This window comes from Klebsiella sp. BIGb0407 (genome assembly GCF_024807845.1).
Lineage (GTDB): Bacteria > Pseudomonadota > Gammaproteobacteria > Enterobacterales > Enterobacteriaceae > JGM124.
Map to the genome: position 1 here is coordinate 31,835 of NZ_JANUEQ010000006.1, position 24,869 is coordinate 56,703.

Here is a 24,869-nt window from a genome sequence, read left to right on the forward strand (position 1 = left end):
CTTTTATATTTGTCAAAACATCGATTAATTTCTGCTTATTATAACCTGAAGTCGATCGGTGCATTTTTGAAAAGGTTGTATATTTCATCGTTAATGAATGGCGGATATTGTGCTTTATTCGCAGCCGTAAGTGCTGCGCTACAGAGCTCAGGGTCACCCCCTTCTGATTTTACAGAGAGCAGAGCACCATCTTGTGCGAGCTCTATGCGTAAAGTACAAGTTTTGCCAGAGAAAGAGGGGGCATTGACAAAATTTAGCTCTATCGCTCGTTTTATCCCGTTAGCTTGAGCATTTAACTGTTCGCTGAATGTTTCATTTTCAGGAACCATCATCGCCGATGATTTTTCCGCATAAGCGTTAAGTGAACAAGATATTATGATTGCTATAATGATGTTTTTCATAACTATTCCTTGTTATTGTATCAGTATTCCAGCCTGGAAAATTGCGATGGTTTTTATCATACAGCGAATGTGTGTTTACAGAAAATAGAGGGTTCAGCGCTGGGGCTGAATGTTGTGGAATATATCGCGAGCGGGTGAGTTACAGCAGAGGATTCCGTCGTTCAAATGCTATCAATTTTGAAGCGCCATAAGCCCTGACTTACAAAGATAAGTCACATTTCAATTGAAATACCGATAATGACGACCAAAATAGTGGATCACTAAATATCAACAACCTTGCCTTTAGGCTGATTAATGATCCGCTTTATTTGCCCCATAACTTCTGAAGGATTAATCAATAACGAGCTGATTTTAACATTGATCACTCTGAACCCTTCAAACCGTGAAGGGGAATCAATCATGATATCCGATGCGATGATAACCAGATCGCACTCTTCTACATCTTTACTGGTTATTTTATTCTTAATACCCAGGACTCCCTGGGTCTCAATTTTCACAGCAAAATTATACTCTTTCGCTAATTTCTCCAACTGTTCCGCCGCCATGTAAGTATGGGCAACACCTGTTGCACAGGCGGTTACGGCGACGAAATACAGTTTTCTGTCACTGCCACCAAGTATCAGACTTTCTTTACCTGAACGAGTCATTACACACTAGCTCCCTTATTTTTACGACGGTACTCAAGCGGAGTGCAGTCATTTATTTCTCGAAAAACCTTACAAAAATAATTGGTATCGGTAAAACCGCATTTCACAGAAACTTCATTAATTTTTAAATTGGTGTTGGTAAGCAACGTTCGGGATCGTGAAATCCTCGCGTGTTTCAGATACTCATTGAATTTAATATCTGAATCTTTCGAAAAAAGTCGGGATAAGTAGCCCGGTGAGATACTAAAAACCTCGGCAACGCTTTCACGACTGATATCATCATGAAAGTGAGTATCAATATATCGCTTAACCTCATCGATTAAAAAAACGGAACTCTGTGGCTTATGAATGCCTTCGGTTAACTGATAGAGAATATCGTTAATCAATGCATAAATGATATGCGAGAAAGTCCCGGTGGTTTTGTTCTGACTCCAGGCCAGAGATTCAGCTATTTCAATTAACTTATCGCGTGTAGTACTGCTGGTATTTTCTAAATTGAATTTTTCTACTTCGGTAAACTGTGTTCCATCCCAGTTACTGATGCTGAAACCGATATCCTGTTTCCAGAATACAATCGACATACAGATTACCGGCTCATCCCATAAGGGAGAGTTCCATCCCTTAGCCGGAATATAAGTGATAGTTCCCACCGGACGTTCATACTTAACGATTTTATCGACACCCTTTGGAATGAGCATGCTAAGCGTTCCTTTAACGGTCAGCTCAATCCGTGGTACATGCAGGTGATAGGCCATCGCGGGTGCCTGAGCATTTCCGCTGGCAACCAAAATATTCCCTGTATTGGTGGACAGACTACTGAACTCACTGAGTATTGATTGTATAAATACGCTCATAGGTAGCCTGTGGATCCGTTGTTAAAGGACAGGATCGTAGCAATGCTGAAGACATATAACAATGTTTCTGCCACTACATTTCCCGCCCATATCTTTCTTATCTATGTACTTAAATATACTGAGTGAGTAACGCCTCAAGGTTATTCTGATCGACGGCGAACAAACGAATACCTTCAGCCAGCTTCTCGACCGCCATAGCGTCTTGATTATGCGCCCAGTAAAATTCAGCTTCAGAGATAGCCGCCGGTTTAGCATAGATCTCACCGCTGTAGTGGAGCGGGGAGGGGATGGTCTCTTCACTGTTACTGAGTTTATCGAGCAACGGCGGTGACACCGTCAGACGGTCACAACCATTCAGGGCTAATACCTGTTCCGGGGAGCGGAAACTGGCTCCCATAACAACGGTGCTGTAGCCGTGCATTTTATAGAAATTGTAGATTTTAGAGACCGACTCAATTCCCGGATCGTTTTCAACACCAAAAGTCACATCAGGCTGGTTTTTCTTATACCAGTCAGAGATACGGCCAACAAAGGGCGAAATTAAATAAACGCCCGCATCTGCACAACCGCGCGCCTGAGCGAATGAGAACAGGAGTGTAAGATTACATTTGATACCCTGTTTCTCAAGTACCTCAGCCGCCCGAATGCCTTGCCAGGTCGCAGCAAGTTTAATCAGTACGCGTTCTTTCGAAACGCCTTGTTCTGCATAGAGTCGAATAATATCCTGTGCTTTCTTAATACTGGCTTCAGTATCAAAAGAGAGTCTGGCATTCACTTCTGTGGAAATACGTCCGGGAATGTTTTTAAGAATCAGGCAACCAATACAAACTGCAAGATAGTCAGCGATATCGCTGAGTAATTGGGTTTTATCTTTCTGTTGCGACTTAACAGCCGTGACTGCATTTTGTATCAATTCATTATATTGAGGTAATTGAGCAGCCTTAAATATAAGCGACGGATTCGTTGTTGCATCTTCGGGTTGATAAGCAATGATACTATCAATATCACCACTGTCAGCAACAATGATAGTATTCTGCTTCAACTGTTCAAGCTGATTCATTGGATATACCTGTAGGTTATTTATATTTCAGAACGTAATAAGGATGGGCCCCTCCTTATTATATATTCTTAACTCAGTTCAAGATTCTCAGAAATCTTCTGCATGATTTTATCACTATGTCTGACGGCTGTATTTGCCCCGACACGGACTATCTTTTTACCTTCAAACCTTGATTCATTTTTAATAGTGATATCGTTGGTTAAAATAACCATATCAGCTTTTTCAATATCAGAGGCCGTCAATTCATTTTCAATACCCGTTGCCCCCTGAGTTTCAACTTTAATTATCCACTCTTTCTTTTTAGCGGCAATTAATAATGCTTCAGCAGCCATATAGGTATGTGCGACCCCAGTAGGACAGGCTGTCACTGCGACGAGAATAGTCATGATATTTACCTGCGTGCGTATATTATTATTTTGCTGCGGCAACCCGTGAGGTTAAACCTGGCATATTGAAACATTCTGCTTCATTCTGGATCATGTCTTTTATTTTATTAACCACATAGCGCTCGGGTTCTACGCCGAAAGATTTTAAATTAGTAAACATCTTACGCATTTCAATTACGACTTCTGGTTTCTCGTAATTATAGTGGCCACTAAGTTCGAGAATTTCTTTAAGCAGGGCTGGCTCACTAAAAATCTGTTCTTCCGATTTATTTTTATGTTCATCAGTCATCCATTTTTCCCACTTGTGGCTGAGAACACATTCCCGGGTCAGGATATTCTTAAGATTTGAAGCCGACTCAATGAAACCTTTTTTTGCCAGATCCTGTTCCACTTCAGCAAGCTTCAGATAAGCACGGGTTTCGATAGTGCCGTATGCAGGCGCCACGTTCATTGCTGTAATACCCAGGCCTGGGTGTTTTAACAGAATTTCGTCCGGCAGATAGTCACCGTTATGCTCTTTCAGGCCGACACCATAGCGGGTACTGATGGCTGAAAGCTCTGCTGATTGTGTATCGTTAAAATGCCCGACGTTTTTGGTTAAACGGGTCAGCGTTCCGGTCTGGCCGACGATAAACAGCGGCTGAGGTAAGCCTTCTGCATCCAGACGCTGGCTCAGTTCAACAATGAACCCTTCATAAGCGCTGATATCTGTCAGGCCGCCATTGGTTTCTTCGGTCCCGACTTCGTAGAAGAACTCTTTGAGATTATTGGTTTTACGATAGTCTTCGCAGAAACGAATTAATTCAACAGTGCGGCTGAGCACCAGTTCAATATCAATGACTTTACCTACGACGTAAGGGTCTTTGGTTGGGTCAATATGCAGGAGATCAAAACCGGCATCCATATCGATTTGATAAGAACGACGGGCCAGTTTCATCGCTTCTTCTTCAGGAATATGATCCTTACGTTCTTTATCACGCTGCCATGGGCCGCCGTGGTCGCGGCAGAGGAAATAATCACCGTCAAAACCAACTTTTAAGGCCATGGCTTTTAAGTCTGCGGCAAAACGGAACTGATCCCAGTTATTCACATAACCTGCACCAAATTCATCAGCATCAACCTGATTACGGCTGGCGATAAACATCAGTGGCAGATCTTTTTCTTTGCCTAATTCAAAACAGGCCTGAATGAGTGCTGGTGACATTGGGCCAATACCCAGCATGGTTGATTTGCCGCCTTTAACGATATAATCAACATATTGCTTCATCGTATTTTTCATATTAACTCCTGCTTTTTCATTCAAACGAAATATCAAGGTCATCTTTATCGTTGTTCACGGATGACTTAGGTTTCAGTACGGTTTTAAGAACTTTTACGGCTATCGCTGTGGTTAATGCACCCGCAATAATCGCGATAACATAACCAAATGGATTACCAATAACCGGTAACACAATGAGCCCGCCCCAAGGTGCGGCGTTGGTTGCGCCAAACCAGAGAGAGATAATGGATGCGACCGCGCCACCTATCATATTGGCCGGAATAACACGCATTGGGTCTGCTGCTGCAAAAGGAATGGCACCTTCGCTGATCCCGACGCATCCCATGATTAGCGCGGGTTTGCCCGCTTCACGTTCCACGTCAGTAAAAATACCTTTAAACATAAAGGTGGCGAGAGCCATGCCTAAAGGAGGTGTACAGACAGGAGCGGCAACGGCGGCCATCAGTTCCGGGTTAGTGGTTATCAAGGCAACGGCAAAGAAAAAGGCGGTTTTATTCATCGGACCCCCCATATCAAAGGTGATCATGCATCCGAGAATAATACCCAGAACAATGAACGATGCCCCCTGCATGCCTGATAACCACGCGCTGAGCCAGTTCATCAGCCAGGCAATGGGTTCGCCGACGACATAATAAATAGCGAGGCCTGTCAGAAAGGTGCCTACCAGCGGGATAATAAAAATCGGCAGAATCAGACGCAGGAAGTCAGGTACTTTCATTCTGGCGATAAACTGCAGCAGCGCATAGACCACGAGGCCTGCAATCAGACCGGCAAGCATTCCTCCCAGGAAACCCGCGCCCATCTGATTGGCCATTAATCCACCAATAGCACCAGGAGCAATACCCGGTTTTTCAACCATGGAGTAAGCGATAAATCCGGCCAGAATGGGAATAAATAAAGTCAGCCCGGCAATACCAATCTGTGACATCGCTTTTAAAAAGCCATGATCGGGAACTGCGGCTTTACCACTGAACATAACGGATAATGCGAGTAATACGCCCCCGGCGACGACAAACGGGATCATATAGGACACCCCAGTCATGAAATGTCTTTTAGTATTTTTTAATAGATTTAACATAAAAACCCCGACCAGTTATAATGAGGTAAATTATTTATATTCAGACTTCTAATGTTCTTAGAATAAGCTTGTAGAGTACTTGTGATGCCACCGAACCTTTTATTTCATTTCTAAATTCCTCATTCATTAATTTCCGGGCGAGTGTTGAGAAATATTTCATATGCTCATTATCTCCAGCTGATTTATTTATTGTCAGCATAAAGACAGTTTCAACTTCCTGATCGCCCCATAGCACAGGTCTTTTAAGTCTTGCTACACTGATGGTTGAGTGGTTTATATATTCCGATTTTGTATGGGGTATCGCGAAACCATATCCTACCGCTGTCGGATAGGAGTCTTCACGACTCCAGATATCGTCACATAAATTATGTCTGCTGTCGCTTCGATGGTGTAACCAAAGATTATCTGTCATTTTTTTAATAACTTCATTTCTGTCACAGGCATCAAGGTCACAAAGAACAAATTCAGGTGCTAAAATAGGTTTTTCAGATATATCTTTTATATCAGGTAAGCGGATTTTTTCTTTTACTTCAGCTGATGTCTTAACTTCGATAATATCCAGGGCCAGCTTCTGACATTTGGAATAATTAAGCTCTTTCAGAGTATGTTTTACTGCCGGAATAGAGGTGTTACTCATACTAAATTCATCAAAACCCATACCGGTTAATATCGGCAGGAAATCTTTATTCGCCCCTAACTCGCCACAAATACCAATCCATTTTCCGGCGCGATGTACCTCTGTAACGGCAAATTGCATCGCTCTTAAAAATGACGGTGAGTAATTGTCGTAAACGCTTTCAACACGCGTATTTCCACGGTCAGCGGCAAAGAAGTATTGGGTCAGATCGTTACTGCCTACGCTAAAGAAGTCGGCAAACTCAGCCATTTCAGGGATCGTAAAGATAACCGATGGAACTTCCAGCATTATACCTAGCTCAATATTTTCTCTGAAAGGTAGTCCGGCACTACGCATTTCTTCTTTAACCGATCCCAGTACTTCGCGACACCAGATAATTTCTTCCACTCTGGCAATCATCGGGATCATGATGCGAACGACGCCTGAGGCCGATGCGGTCAGGATAGCTTTCAGCTGTAAGGTAAATAAGTCACGGTACTGCGGGTAAGTACGCACAGCGCGAAATCCCAGGAACGGATTCTCTTCTTCACCAATATTCAGATAATCGACCGGTTTATCGCCGCCGATATCGAATGTGCGAAAAATAACTGGCTTCTCGCCAGCAAGACTCACAACCTCTGTATAAAGGGTTGCAAGTTCTGAATAGTCCGGCGGCGTGTCTCTGTCCATAAATGACATTTCGGTGCGAAATAATCCGACACCTTCGGCACCATTAAGAAATGCGGTTCTGGCTTCTTCAAGACTGGCTATATTGGCTGCGACTTCAACAGGGTGACCATCGGTGGTGATGGCGGGCTCGAAGACGCTGGCTAACATCGTATTCTGCATTTCTTGCTGAACACGCATTTCATCCCGGTAATAGCGGAGAACCTTTTCATCAGGCGCGTTAATCAGAATTCCGGGTTCACCATCGATGATGACGGGTTGATCCGGGTTAACGTTAATGGACGCAAAATCAATATCCGTTAACGTTGGGATCCCCAGAGAGCGAGCAAGAATTGCCGTATGTGAGGTTTTTCCCGTTGAGGACAGCACCATGCCTGCAAGACAGTTTTTATTGATACCGAGAAACTTACTGGGAGTCAGGCTATCGGCAAGAATGACTGAGGGTTCCTGTAGCTCAAGAGAATTTTGTGGCAGAGCATGCGAACCATATATTTTTGTGAGTAACTGGGTCGTGATATCCAGAACATCCAGGGTTCTTTCCCTGATGTATTTACTGGAGGAGCGATTCAGTATTTCACAGAATCCCATCGCTGCTGCAACAATCGCTGACCAGGCATTGTGATTATTATTAATGTATTCAAGCACATTTTCCTGGAAAGTCAGATCGGTGATGATGGAAATATGTGCCTGGATGATGTCATGTTCTACACCCTTTTTTTCACTTAATGATGCCTGTTTCTCATTTTTAAGCGCTGTCAGTCCGTTCAGAAAAAGGGTTGTGTCATTCTGGCTATCACTCTTTTTTACTGGATTACGGGCAAGGATCTCTTCAAATGTCAGGCTTTGAATGACAACAGGTTTGGCGATGGTAACGCCGCCGCTGATTCGAGTACCCTGGATAAAACGTAGTTGAGTTTCACGTAATGAGCGTGGCAGATAGCCGCTGCTAGTATTGATATCTTCGGTTACTGTGACTTCAAATGATGGGAGTTTTTCAAATAATTCAGACAGTTGCATAGACGCATCGAACTCGTCTTCTCCGTCGATGGTAATTTCACAGCAATCTTCAAATAAGGTGTCTGTCGCAACAAGAGACAGGGCACTCTTGCCATTTCCTTCGAGGCCGGTACGAGTATTTTTCCAGCAAACAGAAGCCGTGAAGGTATTACAAAGTCGCTCAATATGCCCCGCCGGTCTGGCATGAATGCCCTCCTTCAGCTCACATTTGTAAATGAGTATCTCTGGCATAACTACTCCCGAAAGATTTAATTAAGTACTTCTAAATTTAACTGGACAGAGATGATGTCCCGTCTTGCATGTATCTATCCTTCACTGTTCGCTGGTAACTTAATATAGAAAAAAAGTGATCTTTTCTTGAAAAAAGTGTCCTGATTATCATTTTGTGATTTGTGTCAAGTTTCAAAAACAGCCAAAACAAAACGTATATCAATGATTAATAATGATTTTATGGGTGTTTATTGGAAAATCCATGATTGGGATCATCATCACAATTATCAGATTAAATACTGGATGGATACATTTTTGCTATAAATGGGTCTTTTTTACCATTTAATTCCTGGCGTGTTTTAAGTTAAAAAATAAGCAGATATCCGGAAACCCTTTAGTAGGTGGGAATGATGCATTTCAATGGAATGCTGTTTGATTTAGACGGAACCCTGGTGAAATCCCTTGATTTTGTTGAACAATCATGGGGTATTTGGGCTGACAGAAAGGGGCTGAATACCGAGCAGGTCCTGCAATATCTTCATGGCAAACCCGCCATCAGTACTCTGCGACACTTTATGCCAGATGCCAGTGATGAGGTAATAGCGAAAGAATTTACTATTCTTGAGGACTACGAAGTCAGGCATGTTGACACCATCACGCCAGTTGCCGGGGCTGTGTCATTTTTATCCTCCCTTCAGGCGTTATCTGTTCCTTGGGGAATCGTGACTTCCGGGTCGTTAAAAGTTGCTAGCGCACGAATTAAACAAGCGGGACTGCCTTTTCCATCGGTGCTTATCACCAGCGAAGATATTCAGTATGGCAAGCCTCATCCGGAGCCATTCTTAATGGGGGCTCTTAAGCTCAATCTCTCTGCCCTTAGCTGCATTGCTTTTGAAGATTCCAGCGCCGGAATGATATCCGCCAGGCAGGCCGGATGTGTGGTGGTTGAGGTTATCACCCCTCAGTCAGTCGCCCATGATGTCGACACCTACCTCACTCTCGCTGATTACCAGCATATTTCTGTTCAACGCTCGGGTGGAACGGGTTTTTTTCTAAAAGTTTAAAATGCGGAGAGTTAATATGCAGTCAAGAAGAGTGCTGGCGAATGCGATACGAATGCTCAGTATCGATGCTGTGCAGAAAGCGAAATCTGGCCATCCCGGTGCACCAATGGGAATGGCGGATATTAGCGAAGTACTGTGGCGTGATTTCCTGAACCATAATCCGGGTAATCCAGCCTGGGTTAACCGTGACAGATTTGTCCTGTCCAATGGCCACGGTTCAATGCTGATGTATAGCCTGTTACATCTCACCGGTTATGATTTACCGATGAGTGAGTTGAAGAATTTCCGTCAATTACATTCTAAGACACCGGGCCATCCGGAAGTTGGCTACACCGCGGGCGTAGAAACCACCACCGGTCCGCTGGGGCAGGGGATTGCCAATGCGGTCGGTATGGCGATTGCAGAAAAAACCTTAGGCGCGCAGTTTAACCGCCCCGGCCACAACATTGTGGATCACTTTACCTACGCGTTTATGGGTGATGGCTGCATGATGGAAGGCATTTCCCATGAAGTGTGTTCCCTGGCGGGCACTCTGAAACTGGGTAAACTGGTTGCTTTCTATGACGATAACGGCATTTCCATCGATGGTCATGTCGAAGGCTGGTTTACTGACGATACGGCGAAACGTTTTGAAGCTTATGGCTGGCATGTCATACGTGATATCGACGGACATGATGCCCGGATGATTAAAAACGCACTTGAACAAGCCCGTAAAGTTACCGAAAAACCCTCCTTACTCATGTGCAAAACCGTCATTGGTTTTGGTTCACCCAATAAGGCCGGAACCCATGATGTGCATGGCGCTCCTCTTGGCGATGCCGAAGTGGCAGCAACCCGCGAGCAACTTGGCTGGCACTCTCCTCCCTTTGAGATACCGGATGATATCTATGCCCTGTGGGATGCAAAAGCAGCGGGTGAAGCCAAAGAAACGGCCTGGAACGAGAGTTTCAGCATTTATCAGCGACACTTTCCTCAGGAGGCGGCGGAATTTACTCGGAGGATGAGAAGAGAATTACCGGCAGAATTTACGGATAAAGCTGGCCACTTTATTGAAAAATTACAGCAACAGCCGGCAGATATCGCGAGTCGTAAAGCTTCCCAGAATACGATTGAAGCTTTTGGTCACTGGCTACCGGAATTACTGGGTGGATCCGCCGATCTTGCACCTTCTAACCTGACACTTTGGTCTGGATCCAAATCGATCAATGACGACCCGGCAGGTAACTATATCCATTATGGGGTGCGTGAGTTTGGGATGACGGCCATTGCCAACGGAATCTCCTTACATGGTGGATTCCTGCCTTATACCTCCACATTCCTGATGTTTGTTGAGTATGCGCGCAATGCTGTACGCATGGCAGCCTTGATGAAACAGCGTCATTTAATGGTATATACGCATGATTCCATAGGGCTCGGAGAAGATGGCCCCACGCATCAGCCGGTAGAGCAACTCGCCTCTTTGCGAATGACACCTAATCTGAGTACCTGGCGTCCCTGCGATCAGGTTGAATCAGCCGTTGCCTGGACCTTTGGCGTTAAACGCTCTGATGGCCCGACGGCACTTATTTTTTCTCGCCAGAACCTTGCTCAGCAAGAACGCACTAGGCAACAAATTCAAGACATCTCACGCGGCGCCTATGTCCTCAAAGACAGTGAGAGGCCGCCTGCATTGATCCTGATTGCCACCGGCTCAGAAGTGGAACTGGCGGTTGCAGCGTGGGAAAAACTGAGTTCCGAGGGAGTCAGCGTTCGTGTGGTGTCCATGCCATCTACCGATACTTTTGATAAGCAGGATGACGTATACCGGGAATCTGTTCTGCCCAAGGCAGTAACCGCTCGAGTCGCTATTGAAGCGGGTATTGTTGACTACTGGTACAAGTATGTTGGTCTTGATGGTGCCGTGATTGGCATGCACTCCTACGGGGAATCTGCGCCTGCTGAGCAGCTCTATCAAGAATTTGGCATCACTCTGGATAATGTTATTCAGAAATCCAGGACGGTCATCTCATAAATAATCGGCTCCTTTGAGTCATTAAGCTCAGGAGCCATTTTTTCAAGGCTGTAAATAGAAAGGAGTGGTTATGTACCCTGTTGATCTTCATATGCATACCATTGCCAGTACGCATGCATATAGCACAGTTCATGACTATATCTCTGAGGCCGTTAAAAAGGATCTTAAGCTGATTGCCATCACTGACCATGGCCCTGAAATGGTCGATGCCCCGCATGCTTTTCATTTTTCTAACATGCGTATTCTGCCAAGACTCGTCAATGACGTTGGGATATTACGGGGGATTGAAGCTAATATTCGCCCCGATGGCACAACGGACTGCACCGGGAAGATGAGGGATTCTCTTGACTTGATCATTGCTGGTTTTCATAAGCAGGTATTCGCCCCTGCAAATATTGTTGCGCATACTGATGCACTTCTCTCCGTGATGGCGAGCGGCCATGTTCACATCATCAGTCATCCCGGAAATCCAGAGTATCCAATTGATATCAAATCAGTTGTTTTAGCTGCCAGGCGCTATAACGTAGCGCTGGAAGTGAATAATGCTTCATTTATTTATTCACGAAAGGGGAGCTTACCCAACTGCCTTAAAATTATTGAAGCGGTTCGGGATGAGGGTGGGTTTTTATCTCTGGGAACAGATTCACACAGTGCTTTTAGCCTCGGTGATTTCACTGAATGCCAGAAACTCATAGAGATAACTGAATTTCCTCAGGACAGGATCCTCAATGTCACGCCGCGCCGTATCCTGAACTTCTTACAGTCTAAGGGAATGGCTGAGATAAAGGCGTTCAGCCACCTGTAATCTTTTGATTCTACTTTTTATCTGTCTATGACATCACAAATCTGTCTGGGTGGGCTGGGATCCGCTCGGCCTGAAGCCGGAGACTTGTTGGTTAAGTGGGATTCATTTTCTTTGTAGACGATGAAAAGAAAAATATCGTAGCAGTCACAAAAAAATAGTAATAAATTTTATTCTGAGGGGTATGGAACAGTTTTGAGGCCTGTTATCCTTTTTTTTATCAGGAAGGTAATTACTATGTATTAATAATTCTGAAGAGAGATATTAATATGAGTATAAGTACCATTGTATTAATAAGCATCTCCGTCATTTTTTTCATTGGCGCATTATATTGCTTAATCGTTTATCTTATAGAAAGACAGTCGAGAAAATTTAAATCATATCGATAGCTTTATCATATGTTTAGATTTTAAATGGCGCTCTCAATTTTTTGAGGTGTCATTTCATTTCCACAGATGATTTTTTAACTTTAAAATAAAATAGCTAAGAAAATTTTCTATAGGTTTAATTAGCTTGGTTACTATTATCAGGTTATGGATATTCTCTTTAACGGTTCTACTTATTCTAAGAATCTATCCTGAATACTGAATATTTCTTTGAGGCTGAAAATCAGGAATAAATTAATCCTTCAAGGATGGGATAAAAAACACACTGCAAACTGTTTATATTACAGGCAGGCAATGATAACTGAATAAATATTCTGCTATCGATTTTTTTGTTAAAACCTTTATAAATCATCAGGTAGCCGGATTTTTTTACCTGATTAAGGGGTTTCTAAAAGAGGGCGGCTGGTGTCGGGACATCTTCAGTTGATGGTTTATAACAATACTCATAAATAAAATAATTTATACTAATAAGATATAGAAGGGAGGTGAATTGATATCACCAGACGTATAATAAAAATCTTAATATTGGCAGTTAAAAAAATAAATAAATATCTTTATATTTTACAATGATGCTGGTAGCTGGGTCTCTGTCAGTTTCATTGAATGTGTTAACACCAGGGAAAGTAATTTTTTTCGACATGTTTATTGGTCAGTAACATGCCTGAGTATTTGCATTTTTTAAACTCTGTACTATTTATTATGTCTTTATCTCAGTCATGAAATAGAGTGCTGACTATATGCTCGCAATGAGTGTTCACTATTTTTTTCACTCATCACAAAATATTTCAAAGCCCTGGGATTGCACCGTAGAGACTCTATGGGTGCTAATTACGCACAAAAAAAGCGACTACTTGCTAATATAAGGACTGTTATGGTCAACGTTCACCGCATTGTTTCTAATAAAAAAAATCACGGTTCTTTATTGTATTCATTACAGTTTCGAATTCATCCATTAGCATTTGCTTGTGCAACGGCAATAACATTTGGACTGACAGCTTTTTCTGCTCAGGCCGCTGATTGCAACGCAGCTAACTGTACACAAGGTATATCAGGTAGTGCGGGAACAGATGCCTCTGCAACAGCTGGTGCCGCGGGGAGTCATGGTCAGACTGAAGGGAACCCGGGATACCCAGGTGTAAGAGGAACCGATGGCGGTAATGCTGCTACTGGTGGTGTGGGAAGTTCCGGTGGTTCAGCCTCAGTAAACTCCACTAATACTATTGCTACAGGTCATTCGCTGATTGGCGGCGTGGGCGGTGCCGGCGGTAATGCTAATGGTGGCAGCGGGGGCAACGGTGGCTCGGCTGTATCAGGGAGTAATGCAAACGGCGGAAATGGAGCAGATGCCGGGCAGGCGGGTGTCGCGGGAATGGGTGGGGCAGGTGGTAGTGCGATTTCAGGAACAACATTCACTGTAAACAATAGCGGCTCACTTGTGGGTGGTTCCGGAGGCAATGGAGGCGATGCGCTCGGCGGTGCCGGAGGACAAGGCGGGCAGGGTGCAAATAATACCGGTAACGCCGGTAATGGAGGGAATGGCAGTAATGGTGGAACAGCCGGTAACGGAGGCGCGGGTGGGGCTGCGGTGACCGGAAGCAATTTTCAGCTCGTCAATCAGGGCTCAATTACTGGAGGACAAGGAGGTATTGCAGGCAGCGCGAGTGGGGGGGCCGCAGGCAGTAGTAATACAGCGGGTGCCAGCGGTAATACTGGCTCAGTCGGACTTCAGGGCGTGAATGGAACGCCGGGCACTTATGGTGCTGGCGGAGCAGGCATCGTTTCTTCTGGTTCCAGTTCGATTACTACATCGGGCATTATTTCTGGAGGGCTGGCGGGCGACGGCACCGCGCGGGCTAACGCGATTGAGCTATCCGGCGGAAATAATGTACTTACCCTTGAATCTGGCTACAGCTTCGTCGGAAATGTCATCAGTAATGGTGGGGATACGCTGAGTTTAGGCGGGGATACTGACGGTAGTTTTTCAGTGGGGAGTATCGCATCGTCATCACCGACCTCCTGGACAGGTAACGAGCAGTATTATGGCTTCAGTAACTATATAAAAACAGGTAGCGGGACTTGGATCCTGTCCGGTACAACTACCGTCTTTACCCCATGGACTATTAATTCTGGCACGCTGTCAGTATCGAGTGACGGTAGCCTGGGAGCGACAGGAAGTCAGCTGACTTTGGGTGGCGGGACACTGCAAAACACCGGTGAATTCAGCACCGCGCGCGATATATTGCTTAATGGCAGCGGTTCATTTCAAACGCTTGAGAAGTTGACGGTTACCGGGCTTATCTCAGGTTCCGGGGAACTTATCAAAACCGGCTCTGCAGCGCTTATTCTGACAAATAATAATACTTATACCGGCGGTACTACCCTGAGTGCAGGTACATTACAGTTGGGTAATGGCGGCACCACTGGCTCTGTCATCGGAAATATCCTCAATAACGGCTCCCTGGTGTTTAATCGCAGTGATTCACTCACTTATGCCGACGTGATTTCTGGTACAGGGCATCTGGTTCAGGCGGGTAATGGTACTCTGACGCTGACGAACAATAATACCTATACCGGCACCACTACCATAAATTCCGGTACGTTACAGATAGGTAATGGTGGCACCGCGGGGGCTGTCACCGGTGATATTCTGAATAACGGTTCGCTGGTCTTTAACCGCATTGATTCACTCACTTACAGTGGTGCAGTCTCTGGCAGCGGTAATTTTGTGAAGTCTGGTAATGGTACTCTGACGCTTCTTGGCGATAACACCTATACGGGGGGGACCATCCTGAATTCTGGTACGTTGCAGATAGGAAGTGGGGGCACTGCGGGGGCGATTAGCGGCAATATTCTGAATAACGCTTCACTGGTATTTAACCGCAGCGATTCACTCACCTACGGCAGCGTTATCTCTGGTACCGGCAATTTTGCTAAGTCTGGTGAGGGCATTCTGACGCTGCTTGGCGATAACACCTATACCGGCGGTACCACCATCAATTCAGGTACGTTACAGCTTGGTAATGGTGGAAGTACGGGGACTGTTAGCGGAAATATTCTGAATAACGGCTCACTGGTCTTTAACCGCGGTGATGCACTCACTTACGGCAATGTTATCTCAGGTAGCGGGAGTCTGGCTAACGCTGGGAATGGTACTCTGACGCTGACTGGCCAGAATACTTATACCGGTAGCACCAGTATCACCGCGGGTACTTTAAAAACCTCTGCAAATAACGTTATCGCAAACAGCAGTAGTACCACGATAGCTGAAGGCGCCACGCTGAATCTCGACGGAACCAGCCAGGTTCTGCAAAACTTAACTAATATGGGGTCTATTCTGCTCGCGGATATCTCTGCTGCGGTCAATCCCGCTGCGCGAGTTGCGTTGGTACCTGCATCGGTGACGGTCACCGGCGATATTACCAATCGCGGCACCCTTTTTATCAATAACGGTAATGGCACCGTGGGTAACAGATATACCCAGAACGGTAACTGGTTTGGAGACACAGGAAGCACGGTCCACATGGCCTTTGTTGCTGAAAGAGATAATAGCCTGACAGACAAACTGATTATCACCGGAAATGCGACAGGTAGCACAGCGGTGAGTGTGAGCAATCTTGGCGGGCAAGGCGCGAAGACGGTCAATGGCATCGAGCTTATCGATGTCTGGGGGACATCTTCCGATAATGCGTTTACACAGTCAGGCCGTATCGTTGCGGGAGCCTATGATTACAGCCTGATTAAAGGCGATGCCTCTGGTCAGGATATTCAAAGCTGGTACCTGACAAGTAAACTCACCAATGAAGACAATTACCGTCCGGAAGCGGGAGCCTACACCGCGAACCTGATAGCCGCAAATACCATGTTTAATCTCTCACTTAATGACCGTGCGGGAGAAACCAGTTACATCGATGCCGCTACCGGAACGATAAAATCAACCAGCCTGTGGATGCGTAACGTCGGTGGACACCAGCGGTTCGCCATGAATGACGGGCAGAACAAAACACAAGCTAATCGTTATGTATTGCAAATCGGCAGCGATATCAGCGAGTGGAGCAAAACCGGCAGTGACAGCTATCGCTTAGGCGTGATGGCCGGTTATGCCAATCAGCAGGGCAATACGGTGAATAACAGCTCCGGGAATAATGCCAAAAGCGAGATCAACGGTTACAGCACCGGTGTCTATGGGACGTTCTTCCAGGACGATCAGCATAAAAATGGTCTGTATGCCGATACCTGGCTGCAGTACAACTGGTTCAATAACACCGTTTCAGGTAACGACTTAGAGAGTGAAAGCTATAAGAGTAGCGGTGTCACTGCTTCTCTGGAAGGGGGCTATGCCTTCACGGTCGGCAGTTATCACTCTGGTGATGGCATGATTAACTCTTTGCAATTGCAGCCTAAAGCCCAGGTTATCTGGATGGGTGTTAAAGCGAAAAGCCATACCGAATCGAACGGTACTGTGGTTCAGAGTAATGGAAATGACAATATACAGACTCGACTGGGCCTGAAAGCGACACTCAGCGGTCAGAGCCATCTGGATAAAGGCACCGAACGTCAGTTCAGGCCCTTTGTTGAAGGGAACTGGGTGAACAATACTCAGCAGTATGGTGTCCGTATGGATGACGTCGCCTCATCAGCGCAGGGAACCCGTAATATTGCTGAACTCAAAGCTGGCGTTGAAGGCAATATCTCGAAAAATGTCGACCTGTGGGTCGGCGTCACTCAGCAGGTGGGTGATAAAAGTTACAGCGATACCCAGGGTTCTCTGGGGGGAAGATATAACTTCTGATTTGTGGCTGTTGTGAGAGAAAAAGCGCCTGAAAAGGCGCTTCAGGCTGCTGACAAAGACTTGGCCTTCCGGTCAGGGCTTCTTTCTAATAAGGTCAGTACAACTAGAAAAGCATTGAAGCGTGTTTAATCTAGCCAATTTTGCGCAGTCGTGAAGGGCCAGCAAGCATTCCAGTCCGACGTTCGAGAGCTTTCTGGGGCTGCCAGCTTTGCTGACCGCGTGCAGACTCTGCACTACCTGTGACCATCTGTCTGACTTTGGCTGGAGCGATGTGCTGTTTCTGACCCACATGTACGACACGCATGACCGCTTGTTCAATAATATTTTCATGAGTAGCATTATTGATACTGGCCGCCCCGGCTGCATTTTTGCGTTTCAGCACCAGAAGTTCTTTTACCACCTCGCGGTATTCGCTGGTGAAATCGTCAAGAGTGAGTGACTGCACTTTCGCTCCATTTTCTATGTGGGCAGAGACTACAACTTTTTCATTTGCAGGCATCTTACTTTTCGCTTTTGCCATATTTTCACCCCGCCTCTCATCGCGACCTCTGGAAGAATAATACCATAACTGTTCATTAAATACTCATTCAGTATCCATCAGCTTTTTGACCAGAACTTTAGCGCGAATATTACAGGAACGCTTTTCGCGCGACTGGTCTGCCGGGATTAGCTCAAAACCCTGCTCACGGTATAGGGGGATGAGTAGTTTGTCCGGCTGACTGACCATCACTTCTTTCGCACCATAAGCGTGGGCGAAACTTTCTGCAATGATGAGTCCAAGTGGGATCATGTATCCACTGAGTGGTGTATCATTTGGATTAGACTCCAAGAATCTTAGCGCAACATTAACGCGTTTTCGGGATAACTTGGCGAGAAACAGGCCGCAAAGGTATTCGCCGCACCAGATACTCACATCCAACTTGTCTCGTCTTTTGTTACGCTGCCGCAGCCAATTTAAATCGACCTTCAGATGTTTTCGTTCAGGATGGTTTCGCCAGGTAGGATTAACTATGGACCAGTGTTCCGGGGCAATTCTGTCCAGTAAAATATCCTCAACCGGTAATACTCCGAGAAATGCTTCAACAAACCCGGCATTTGCCAGACTTAGCGCGATTTCTCTTTTTTCTCTATGTTCATGTGCCGTTCCCATGGCAGCCCTTACTTATTAAATCCTTGGAAAAGCATTGTATAACAGTAAAATGTACTGAATTTAGACAACATATGATTTGCGGCCGCTAACAACGCATCATTCGTTTAAGACTTTTTAAATTGTCCTTTTCGAAGATATTTTGACACGTTCATCAATGTTCATACGTAGTAGGACAAAACTTGGCGTGGCATTTTTCGGTACTGACTATCAGAAAAACAAACCCTCTCCAAAGCTGCCTAATATAAACTGTCCAACTTTATGGGATGCAGTTCAGAAAAGGCGCTTTTTTTATGAAGGTTCGGAAAGGGAATGTAACGTCTTAATCGATATTATCTTTTTTCTGCTCAGATTTACGCTTTTGACGTTTTTCCCGAGCCTTCGCTTCAGCTCGCTGTTTATTACGCATATCGTTACGGATTTGCGCATGGCTTATCAGGGCAAAAATAAAGGTTCCACCAATTATATTTCCCACCAGCGTAGGAATAGCGAAGGGCCAGATAAAGTCTTGCCACGGGATATCACCGTTGAAGATCAGATAAAAAATCTCTACTGAACCAATAACGATATGTGCTAAATCGCCCAGCCCAACGAGCCAGGTCATCAGGATAATGACCCAAATTTTGGCCGCCCCGGCTGAAGGGAGCATCCAGACCATGGTGGCAATAATCCAGCCAGAAACGATAGCGTTAGCAAACATCTCATCAGGTGGATTCTCCATGACCTTCATGCTGATGTTAACGAAAGCTGACCGGGTGGCGTCGTCAAAAATAGGGAGATGGATAAATGCCAGTGAGGCTATCGCGGTACCGATCAGATTTCCCAGTAACACCAGTCCCCACAGCCTCATCAACAGCAGCAGATTGCCGACGGAAGGCTTATGCATAATCGGTAATACTGCCGTCACCGTGTTTTCAGTAAACAGCTGTTGCCGGGCCATAATGACGATAATAAAACCGAAAGTATATCCGAGGTTTTCCAGCAGAAATCCGCCGGGCACATCATGCAGGTTGACCTGGAAAATCCCTTTTGCCATTAGCGAGGCACCCATGGAAATGCCGGCCGCCGTGGCTGACAGCAGCAGAGCCATTCCGTCCCGCTCCAGCTCTTTTTCACCTTCCATGCGGATTTGTTCATGAATCGCTGCGGCGACGGAGGGCAGCTTTTCCTCGTCAACCTCTATCTCTTCTCCACGTTCGCTCTCTTCACTTTTGACTTCTTTGTCATCGTTATTGTTTTTCATATTTATAATTTCCTCAAAAAAGTCACTATAAATAATTAAGTGTAGTGAAAAGATTTAGCCTGGAACATGAGCGTTTACGTTAGGAAATGTCTGTAAGTTCAGAGGCTAAATCAGAGACCCAGATTTTGTTACGTACCCTTGGTTCTGGCAGGAAGTGGCTTACTGGATTACAGCTTATGGGATGAACATAAGGCGTTTTACTTTAAGGCAATACAGGCGGGAATATCAGGGAACTATAACCCTATGATGCAGTTGCTGAGTGATATTTTGCCAGACTAACTAGCTAAGCCAACGGCTTTTGCCTGTGCCTGATTTTGTTTGAGTTGCTGCTCAATCTTTTGTACAGAAACACCTGTTTCAATGGCGGTTGAGCTGGCAACAGAACGGTAGATTTGTGCTCTGGTTACTTGGCTATGAGTTGTGTTCTTTTTCATAGGAAGTGCATTCCCGTTTATTTTGTGTCTTATTCTAGTATGAAGTGATAATGCTCACAAGAATACTTCTGTTAGCTCGGATTTGACCTGGGGTGTCTTCGGGCCATTGACTTGATGTTATAGAGCCATTTCATCGCCACTCAAAACTCAGACAACAAAAAAGCCACTTCGCAAGAAGTGGCTTAATGTACTGATTAATCAGCTAAAATTTGGTGGCCCCTGCTGGACTTGAACCAGCGACCAAGCGATTATGAGTCGCGTGCTCTAACCAACTGAGCTAAGGGGCCGTGGGGCAGGATTATAATGTAACTGACAGCGGCGATCCAGTGCTTCGTGTTCATCTGCTGATTTTATAAACAAAGTAGAATCAGAATCTTATACTTTATGCGCAGAGGTTTAAGGAAAGGGTCATGATTAGCGATATTTTAGCACCTGAGTTACGGGTGGTGTTCTGTGGTATCAATCCGGGTAAATCTTCGGCGCATACCGGGTTTCATTTTGCTCATCCGGGAAATCGGTTCTGGAAGGTAATTTATCAGGCCGGGTTTACTCAGCGTTTGCTGGCCCCTGAAGAAGAGCAGCAGCTTCTGGATACCCGCTGTGGCATCACAATGCTGGTGGAACGGCCTACGGTGCAGGCAAGTGAGGTCAGGCTGGCGGAGTTACGTGCGGGTGGTCAGGAGCTGGCACAGAAGATGCTGGACTATCAGCCGGGCGTGCTCGCTATTCTCGGTAAGCAGGCATTTGAGCAGGCGTTTAATCAGCGTGGGGCTAAATGGGGTAAGCAGTCGATACTGATTGGTGAGACGGAGGTCTGGGTATTGCCGAACCCTAGTGGGTTGAATCGGTCCACGCTTGACCAGCTGGTTGCTTCTTATCAGGAGCTTGAAGCCTCGCTAGTTGCTCGTGGGCGATAAGGGGCAAAAAAAAAGGCCTGAGCCGGTGGATGCCGGGTCAGGCCTGATTGCTGCTGAGTTTTACTCAGCAGTGTCCGGGCGAATTAGTCGTCCAGGAAGCTACGCAATACTTCTGAGCGGCTTGGGTGACGCAGTTTACGCAGTGCTTTCGCTTCGATCTGACGAATACGTTCACGGGTAACGTCGAACTGCTTACCAACCTCTTCCAGAGTATGGTCAGTGTTCATATCGATACCAAAACGCATACGCAGAACCTTAGCTTCACGTGCGGTCAGGCCAGCCAGAACGTCATGGGTAGCAGAACGCAGGCTTTCAGAAGTAGCAGAATCCAGCGGCAGCTCAAGGGTGGTATCCTCGATAAAATCACCCAGATGCGAATCTTCATCGTCACCAATTGGTGTTTCCATGGAGATAGGCTCTTTAGCAATTTTCAGCACTTTACGGATCTTGTCTTCTGGCATCAGCATACGCTCAGCCAGTTCTTCCGGTGTCGGTTCACGGCCCATCTCTTGCAGCATCTGACGGGAAATACGGTTGAGCTTGTTGATAGTCTCAATCATATGTACCGGGATACGGATAGTACGCGCCTGGTCAGCGATAGAACGGGTAATCGCCTGACGGATCCACCAGGTTGCATAGGTTGAGAATTTGTAACCACGACGGTATTCAAACTTATCAACCGCTTTCATCAGGCCGATGTTACCTTCCTGAATCAAGTCGAGGAACTGCAGACCACGGTTGGTGTATTTCTTAGCGATAGAAATAACCAGACGTAAGTTTGCTTCAACCATCTCTTTCTTCGCACGGCGAGCTTTCGCTTCTCCGATAGACATACGACGGTTGATATCTTTGACCTGCTCAATAGTCAGACCGGTTTCTTCTTCAATATTTTGCAGCTTTTGCAGGCTACGCAATACATCTTCAGAGACGTCGTGCAGTTTCTCAGACCATGGTTTGTTCATGGCGATAGCTGCTTTGAACCAGGTTTCGCTGGTTTCATTGCCGGTGAACAGTGTAATGAAGTTTTTCTTCGGCATTTTGCACTGTTCAACACACATCTTCATGATCAGACGTTCTTGAGTACGAACGCGATCCATCATGACACGCATGCTGTTAACCAAGTAATCAAACTGTTTCGGTACTAAACGGAACTGTTTGAACACTTCGGAGAGCTGAAGGATCTCTGCCGCGGCATCAGCATGGCTACGACCTTTAGCCTTGATGGTGTCACGAGCCAGCTCATACTGCCGACGCAAATCACCGAATTTCTCACGTGCTAATTCAGGATCGATGCTGTTGTCGTCATCGGAGCTATCATCGTCAGATTCTTCGTCTTCATCTTCGTCATCGTCCATTTCTTCCTGGGACAATTCAGAACCGACGTGAGTGGCTGTTGGCGCTAAGTCTTCTTCAGCATTAGGGTCAACAAAGCCAGTGATCAGGTCAGAAAGACGCGCTTCTTCTGCTTCAACGCGATCGTACTGCTCAAGCAAATATGTAATGGCTTCAGGATATTCAGCAACGGAGCACTGTACCTGGTTGATACCATCCTCGATACGCTTAGCGATATCGATTTCACCCTCACGGGTTAACAGCTCAACGGTACCCATTTCACGCATATACATGCGCACAGGATCCGTAGTACGTCCAATTTCAGACTCTACGCTTGACAGCACTTGTGCTGCGGCTTCTTCCGCGTCTTCATCGGTGCTGTTAGAATTTTCAGCAAGCAACAAATCATCGGCATCAGGGGCTTCTTCCATTACCTGAATGCCCATGTCGTTGATCATTTGGATGATATCTTCGATCTGATCTGAGTCGACGATATCTTCCGGCAGATGGTCATTGACCTCGGCATAGGTCAGATAGCCTTGCTCCTTCCCACGCTGGACAAGAAGCTTAAGCTGTGACTGCGGGTTTTGCTCCATAAGACGGTATCCACACTTCAGTATTAAGGTTTGTGTTGGTAGAGATTGCCACCAACAATAGCGTTACGAGGGCTGATTTATTTTATTGCCGCAGCCCGTCTGTGCGGCGTTCGGGTTTAACCCGATTAATATTCGGCAGTAAAGCCGCAAATTTTACTTTCTGGCGCGAGATTCGGTTATCACACGAACCTCTTCACGCTCTGACGGGGTAAGTCCACCGGTACGAGAACGTGCGATTAATTCTGACAATCTTAATTCCAGCACTGAGTCAAACATATGGTTCAGTGAGTCGGTAAAGGTTTGTTCAGCAATGTCCCTATCTGCTATATCGTCCCAAGTTGAGAGTTTTTCAAGGGTTGCTGCTTCATTTTTACCGCGATATTGCTCAAGAAGCTGTCCGGTGGTCACTCCTGGCTGGGCCAGACAGGTATTGACCAATTCAATAAAAAGCTCCAGACCAGGAAGTTTCTGAGTATCAAGTCCATTTAGCGACGGTACCCGTTGTGCTAACTCAGGGTTTTGTATTAATAACCCTATAAGTATACGCATGGTTGTGCGTTTTAGCTGCGGAACCGGGCGAGAAAAAGTGCTTTCTGCATTTTTAGGCAACAATTTCTCTAGCTGGTTATCGTCTAAGATACCGAGTTTATTACCAAGTTCCTGGCGCAGATAAATACGTAACGTTTCACCGGGAACTTGCCCTATCAAGGGTAATGCCAGCGTACTCAAACGCGCAGTACCGTCCGGGGTACTCAAATCAACCTGGGGTAACAGGCTGTTAAATAAGAACGTTGAAAGCGGTTGAGCTTGCTCTACTCGCGCCTCAAAAGCCGCTTTGCCTTCCTTGCGAACCAGAGTATCCGGGTCTTCGCCGTCAGGCAGAAACATAAAGCGTAACTGACGACCGTCTGTCATAAAGGGTAATGCTGTTTCCAGCGCACGCCATGCTGCATCACGTCCTGCTCTGTCGCCGTCATAACAACAGATAACATTGTCTGTGGCCCGGAACAGAAGCTGGATATGATCGGCTGTTGTGGCTGTTCCTAGCGAAGCGACGGCATAAGAAATGCCATATTGCGCCAGAGCCACCACATCCATATACCCTTCGACAACAAGCAGTCGAGCCGGTTCCGGCTGACTTTGCTGGGCCTCATAAAGACCATATAACTGGCGACCTTTATGAAAAATTTCAGTTTCTGGTGAGTTCAGATATTTAGGCTGAGCATCACCCAGCACACGTCCACCAAAACCAATAACCCTGCCTCGCTTGTCACGTATCGGGAACATGACTCGTTCGCGAAATCTGTCATAGCAACGGCCCTGATCGTTAGTGACCAGCATACCTGCATCCGTTAGTGACTGACGGTTTTCAGTATCGCCTCCGAAACGCTTGAGGACGTTATCCCAGCCTGCCGGCGCATAACCGATAGCAAAACGGGCGATAACCTCAGCACTTAATCCGCGAGCTGAAAGATACTGACGAGCCTTATCGGCCTGCTGCAGTTTTAACGATTGCTGATAAAACTCATTCAAACCGGTCATCAATTGATACAAAGTTTGTCGCTGATGACGCTCAATCTGACTGGGACCATTGCCTGCTTCGTAAGGGATCTCCAGGTTATGCATGGTCGCGAGTTCTTCAACACTCTCGACAAAATCGAGTTTGTCGTAGTTCATCAAAAAATCGAGGGCATTACCGTGAGCACCACAGCCGAAGCAGTGATAAAACTGTTTTTCACCATTTACGGTGAAAGAGGGGGTTTTTTCGTTATGGAATGGGCAACACGCATGATAGTTTTTACCCTGCTTCTTTAGCTTCACACGAACATCAATTAAATCAATGATGTCGGTGCGTGCAATCAGGTCATTGATAAAAACACGCGGAATTCGTCCAGCCATAGGCCCCATATGCT

General features: G+C 45.9%; 19 protein-coding genes, 1 tRNA gene and 1 pseudogene. 6 read left to right on the forward strand and 15 right to left on the reverse strand.

The window, feature by feature from the left end:
• Positions 1 to 38: 38 nt before the first annotated feature.
• The 8 genes from tolA to ptsP form a co-directional block, all read right to left on the reverse strand.
• Positions 39 to 401, reverse strand: a complete 363-nt coding sequence (gene tolA, locus M2387_RS17355; RefSeq protein WP_259051193.1) for a cell envelope integrity protein TolA — start codon at positions 399 to 401, stop codon at positions 39 to 41.
• A 260-nt stretch (positions 402 to 661) separates the two neighbouring features.
• Positions 662 to 1,048: a PTS fructose transporter subunit IIB gene (locus M2387_RS17360; RefSeq protein ID WP_259051194.1), complete on the reverse strand. Its 387-nt coding sequence runs from the start codon at positions 1,046 to 1,048 to the stop codon at positions 662 to 664.
• Positions 1,048 to 1,902, reverse strand: coding sequence for a helix-turn-helix transcriptional regulator (locus tag M2387_RS17365; protein ID WP_259051195.1), 855 nt, complete (start codon positions 1,900 to 1,902; stop codon positions 1,048 to 1,050). The genes M2387_RS17360 and M2387_RS17365 overlap by 1 nt, the downstream gene beginning before the upstream one ends.
• Positions 1,903 to 2,011: 109 nt before the next feature.
• Positions 2,012 to 2,962: a transaldolase gene (gene tal, locus M2387_RS17370; protein ID WP_259051196.1), complete on the reverse strand. Its 951-nt coding sequence runs from the start codon at positions 2,960 to 2,962 to the stop codon at positions 2,012 to 2,014.
• Between the two features lie 68 nt (positions 2,963 to 3,030).
• A complete protein-coding gene (locus tag M2387_RS17375) occupies positions 3,031 to 3,348 on the reverse strand; it encodes a PTS fructose-like transporter subunit IIB (RefSeq protein ID WP_259051197.1) in 318 nt (105 codons plus the stop codon).
• A gap of 25 nt (positions 3,349 to 3,373) precedes the next feature.
• Complete coding sequence (locus M2387_RS17380; protein WP_259051198.1) at positions 3,374 to 4,627, reverse strand: class II D-tagatose-bisphosphate aldolase non-catalytic subunit; 1,254 nt, start codon at positions 4,625 to 4,627, stop codon at positions 3,374 to 3,376.
• Positions 4,628 to 4,643: 16 nt separating this feature from the next.
• Entirely contained in the window at positions 4,644 to 5,705 is a 1,062-nt protein-coding gene (locus tag M2387_RS17385) for a PTS fructose transporter subunit EIIC (protein ID WP_259051199.1), read from the reverse strand.
• A gap of 40 nt (positions 5,706 to 5,745) precedes the next feature.
• Positions 5,746 to 8,256, reverse strand: a complete 2,511-nt coding sequence (gene ptsP, locus M2387_RS17390) for a phosphoenolpyruvate--protein phosphotransferase (RefSeq protein WP_259051200.1) — start codon at positions 8,254 to 8,256, stop codon at positions 5,746 to 5,748.
• Positions 8,257 to 8,642: 386 nt separating this feature from the next.
• Here ptsP and M2387_RS17395 point away from each other — a divergent pair, with 386 nt between their 5' ends.
• From M2387_RS17395 to M2387_RS17410, 4 genes are all read left to right on the forward strand, one after another.
• Entirely contained in the window at positions 8,643 to 9,299 is a 657-nt protein-coding gene (locus tag M2387_RS17395) for an HAD-IA family hydrolase (RefSeq protein WP_259051201.1), read from the forward strand.
• A 1-nt stretch (position 9,300) separates the two neighbouring features.
• Positions 9,301 to 11,310: a transketolase gene (gene tkt, locus M2387_RS17400; RefSeq protein ID WP_259051202.1), complete on the forward strand. Its 2,010-nt coding sequence runs from the start codon at positions 9,301 to 9,303 to the stop codon at positions 11,308 to 11,310.
• 70 nt (positions 11,311 to 11,380) lie between these two features.
• Entirely contained in the window at positions 11,381 to 12,115 is a 735-nt protein-coding gene (locus M2387_RS17405; protein ID WP_259051203.1) for a phosphatase, read from the forward strand.
• Positions 12,116 to 13,369: 1,254 nt separating this feature from the next.
• Positions 13,370 to 17,287: an autotransporter outer membrane beta-barrel domain-containing protein gene (locus M2387_RS17410; RefSeq protein ID WP_259051204.1), complete on the forward strand. Its 3,918-nt coding sequence runs from the start codon at positions 13,370 to 13,372 to the stop codon at positions 17,285 to 17,287.
• Between the two features lie 130 nt (positions 17,288 to 17,417).
• Here M2387_RS17410 and M2387_RS17415 read toward each other — a convergent pair whose 3' ends face one another.
• From M2387_RS17415 to M2387_RS17425, 3 genes are all read right to left on the reverse strand, one after another.
• Positions 17,418 to 17,807: a hypothetical protein gene (locus tag M2387_RS17415; RefSeq protein WP_259051205.1), complete on the reverse strand. Its 390-nt coding sequence runs from the start codon at positions 17,805 to 17,807 to the stop codon at positions 17,418 to 17,420.
• 63 nt (positions 17,808 to 17,870) lie between these two features.
• Entirely contained in the window at positions 17,871 to 18,437 is a 567-nt protein-coding gene (locus tag M2387_RS17420) for a hypothetical protein (RefSeq protein ID WP_259051206.1), read from the reverse strand.
• 319 nt (positions 18,438 to 18,756) lie between these two features.
• On the reverse strand, positions 18,757 to 19,677 hold the full coding sequence (locus M2387_RS17425) for a formate/nitrite transporter family protein (protein WP_259051207.1): 921 nt from the start codon (positions 19,675 to 19,677) through the stop codon (positions 18,757 to 18,759).
• Between the two features lie 126 nt (positions 19,678 to 19,803).
• On the opposite strand from M2387_RS17425, the pseudogene M2387_RS25830 reads away from it, so the two are divergent.
• A pseudogene (locus tag M2387_RS25830) lies at positions 19,804 to 19,956 on the forward strand (cell filamentation protein Fic); the annotation flags it as partial.
• On the opposite strand, the gene M2387_RS17430 reads toward M2387_RS25830, so the two are convergent.
• Both M2387_RS17430 and M2387_RS17435 read right to left on the reverse strand, forming a co-directional pair.
• Positions 19,953 to 20,111 carry a hypothetical protein gene (locus M2387_RS17430; protein WP_259051208.1) on the reverse strand — a complete coding sequence of 53 codons (159 nt, stop codon included), beginning with the start codon at positions 20,109 to 20,111 and terminating at the stop codon, positions 19,953 to 19,955. The pseudogene M2387_RS25830 and the gene M2387_RS17430 sit on opposite strands and share 4 nt — an antisense overlap.
• A 210-nt stretch (positions 20,112 to 20,321) precedes the next feature.
• Positions 20,322 to 20,398: transfer RNA gene (locus M2387_RS17435), tRNA-Ile, on the reverse strand.
• A 123-nt stretch (positions 20,399 to 20,521) separates the two neighbouring features.
• Here M2387_RS17435 and mug point away from each other — a divergent pair.
• A complete protein-coding gene (mug, locus tag M2387_RS17440; protein ID WP_259051209.1) occupies positions 20,522 to 21,028 on the forward strand; it encodes a G/U mismatch-specific DNA glycosylase in 507 nt (168 codons plus the stop codon).
• Positions 21,029 to 21,111: 83 nt separating this feature from the next.
• Here the strand turns inward: mug and rpoD are convergent, their stop codons facing one another.
• A complete protein-coding gene (rpoD, locus tag M2387_RS17445; protein WP_259051210.1) occupies positions 21,112 to 22,956 on the reverse strand; it encodes an RNA polymerase sigma factor RpoD in 1,845 nt (614 codons plus the stop codon).
• Between the two features lie 153 nt (positions 22,957 to 23,109).
• Positions 23,110 to 24,855: a DNA primase gene (gene dnaG / locus M2387_RS17450; RefSeq protein WP_259051212.1), complete on the reverse strand. Its 1,746-nt coding sequence runs from the start codon at positions 24,853 to 24,855 to the stop codon at positions 23,110 to 23,112.
• Positions 24,856 to 24,869 lie beyond the last annotated feature (14 nt).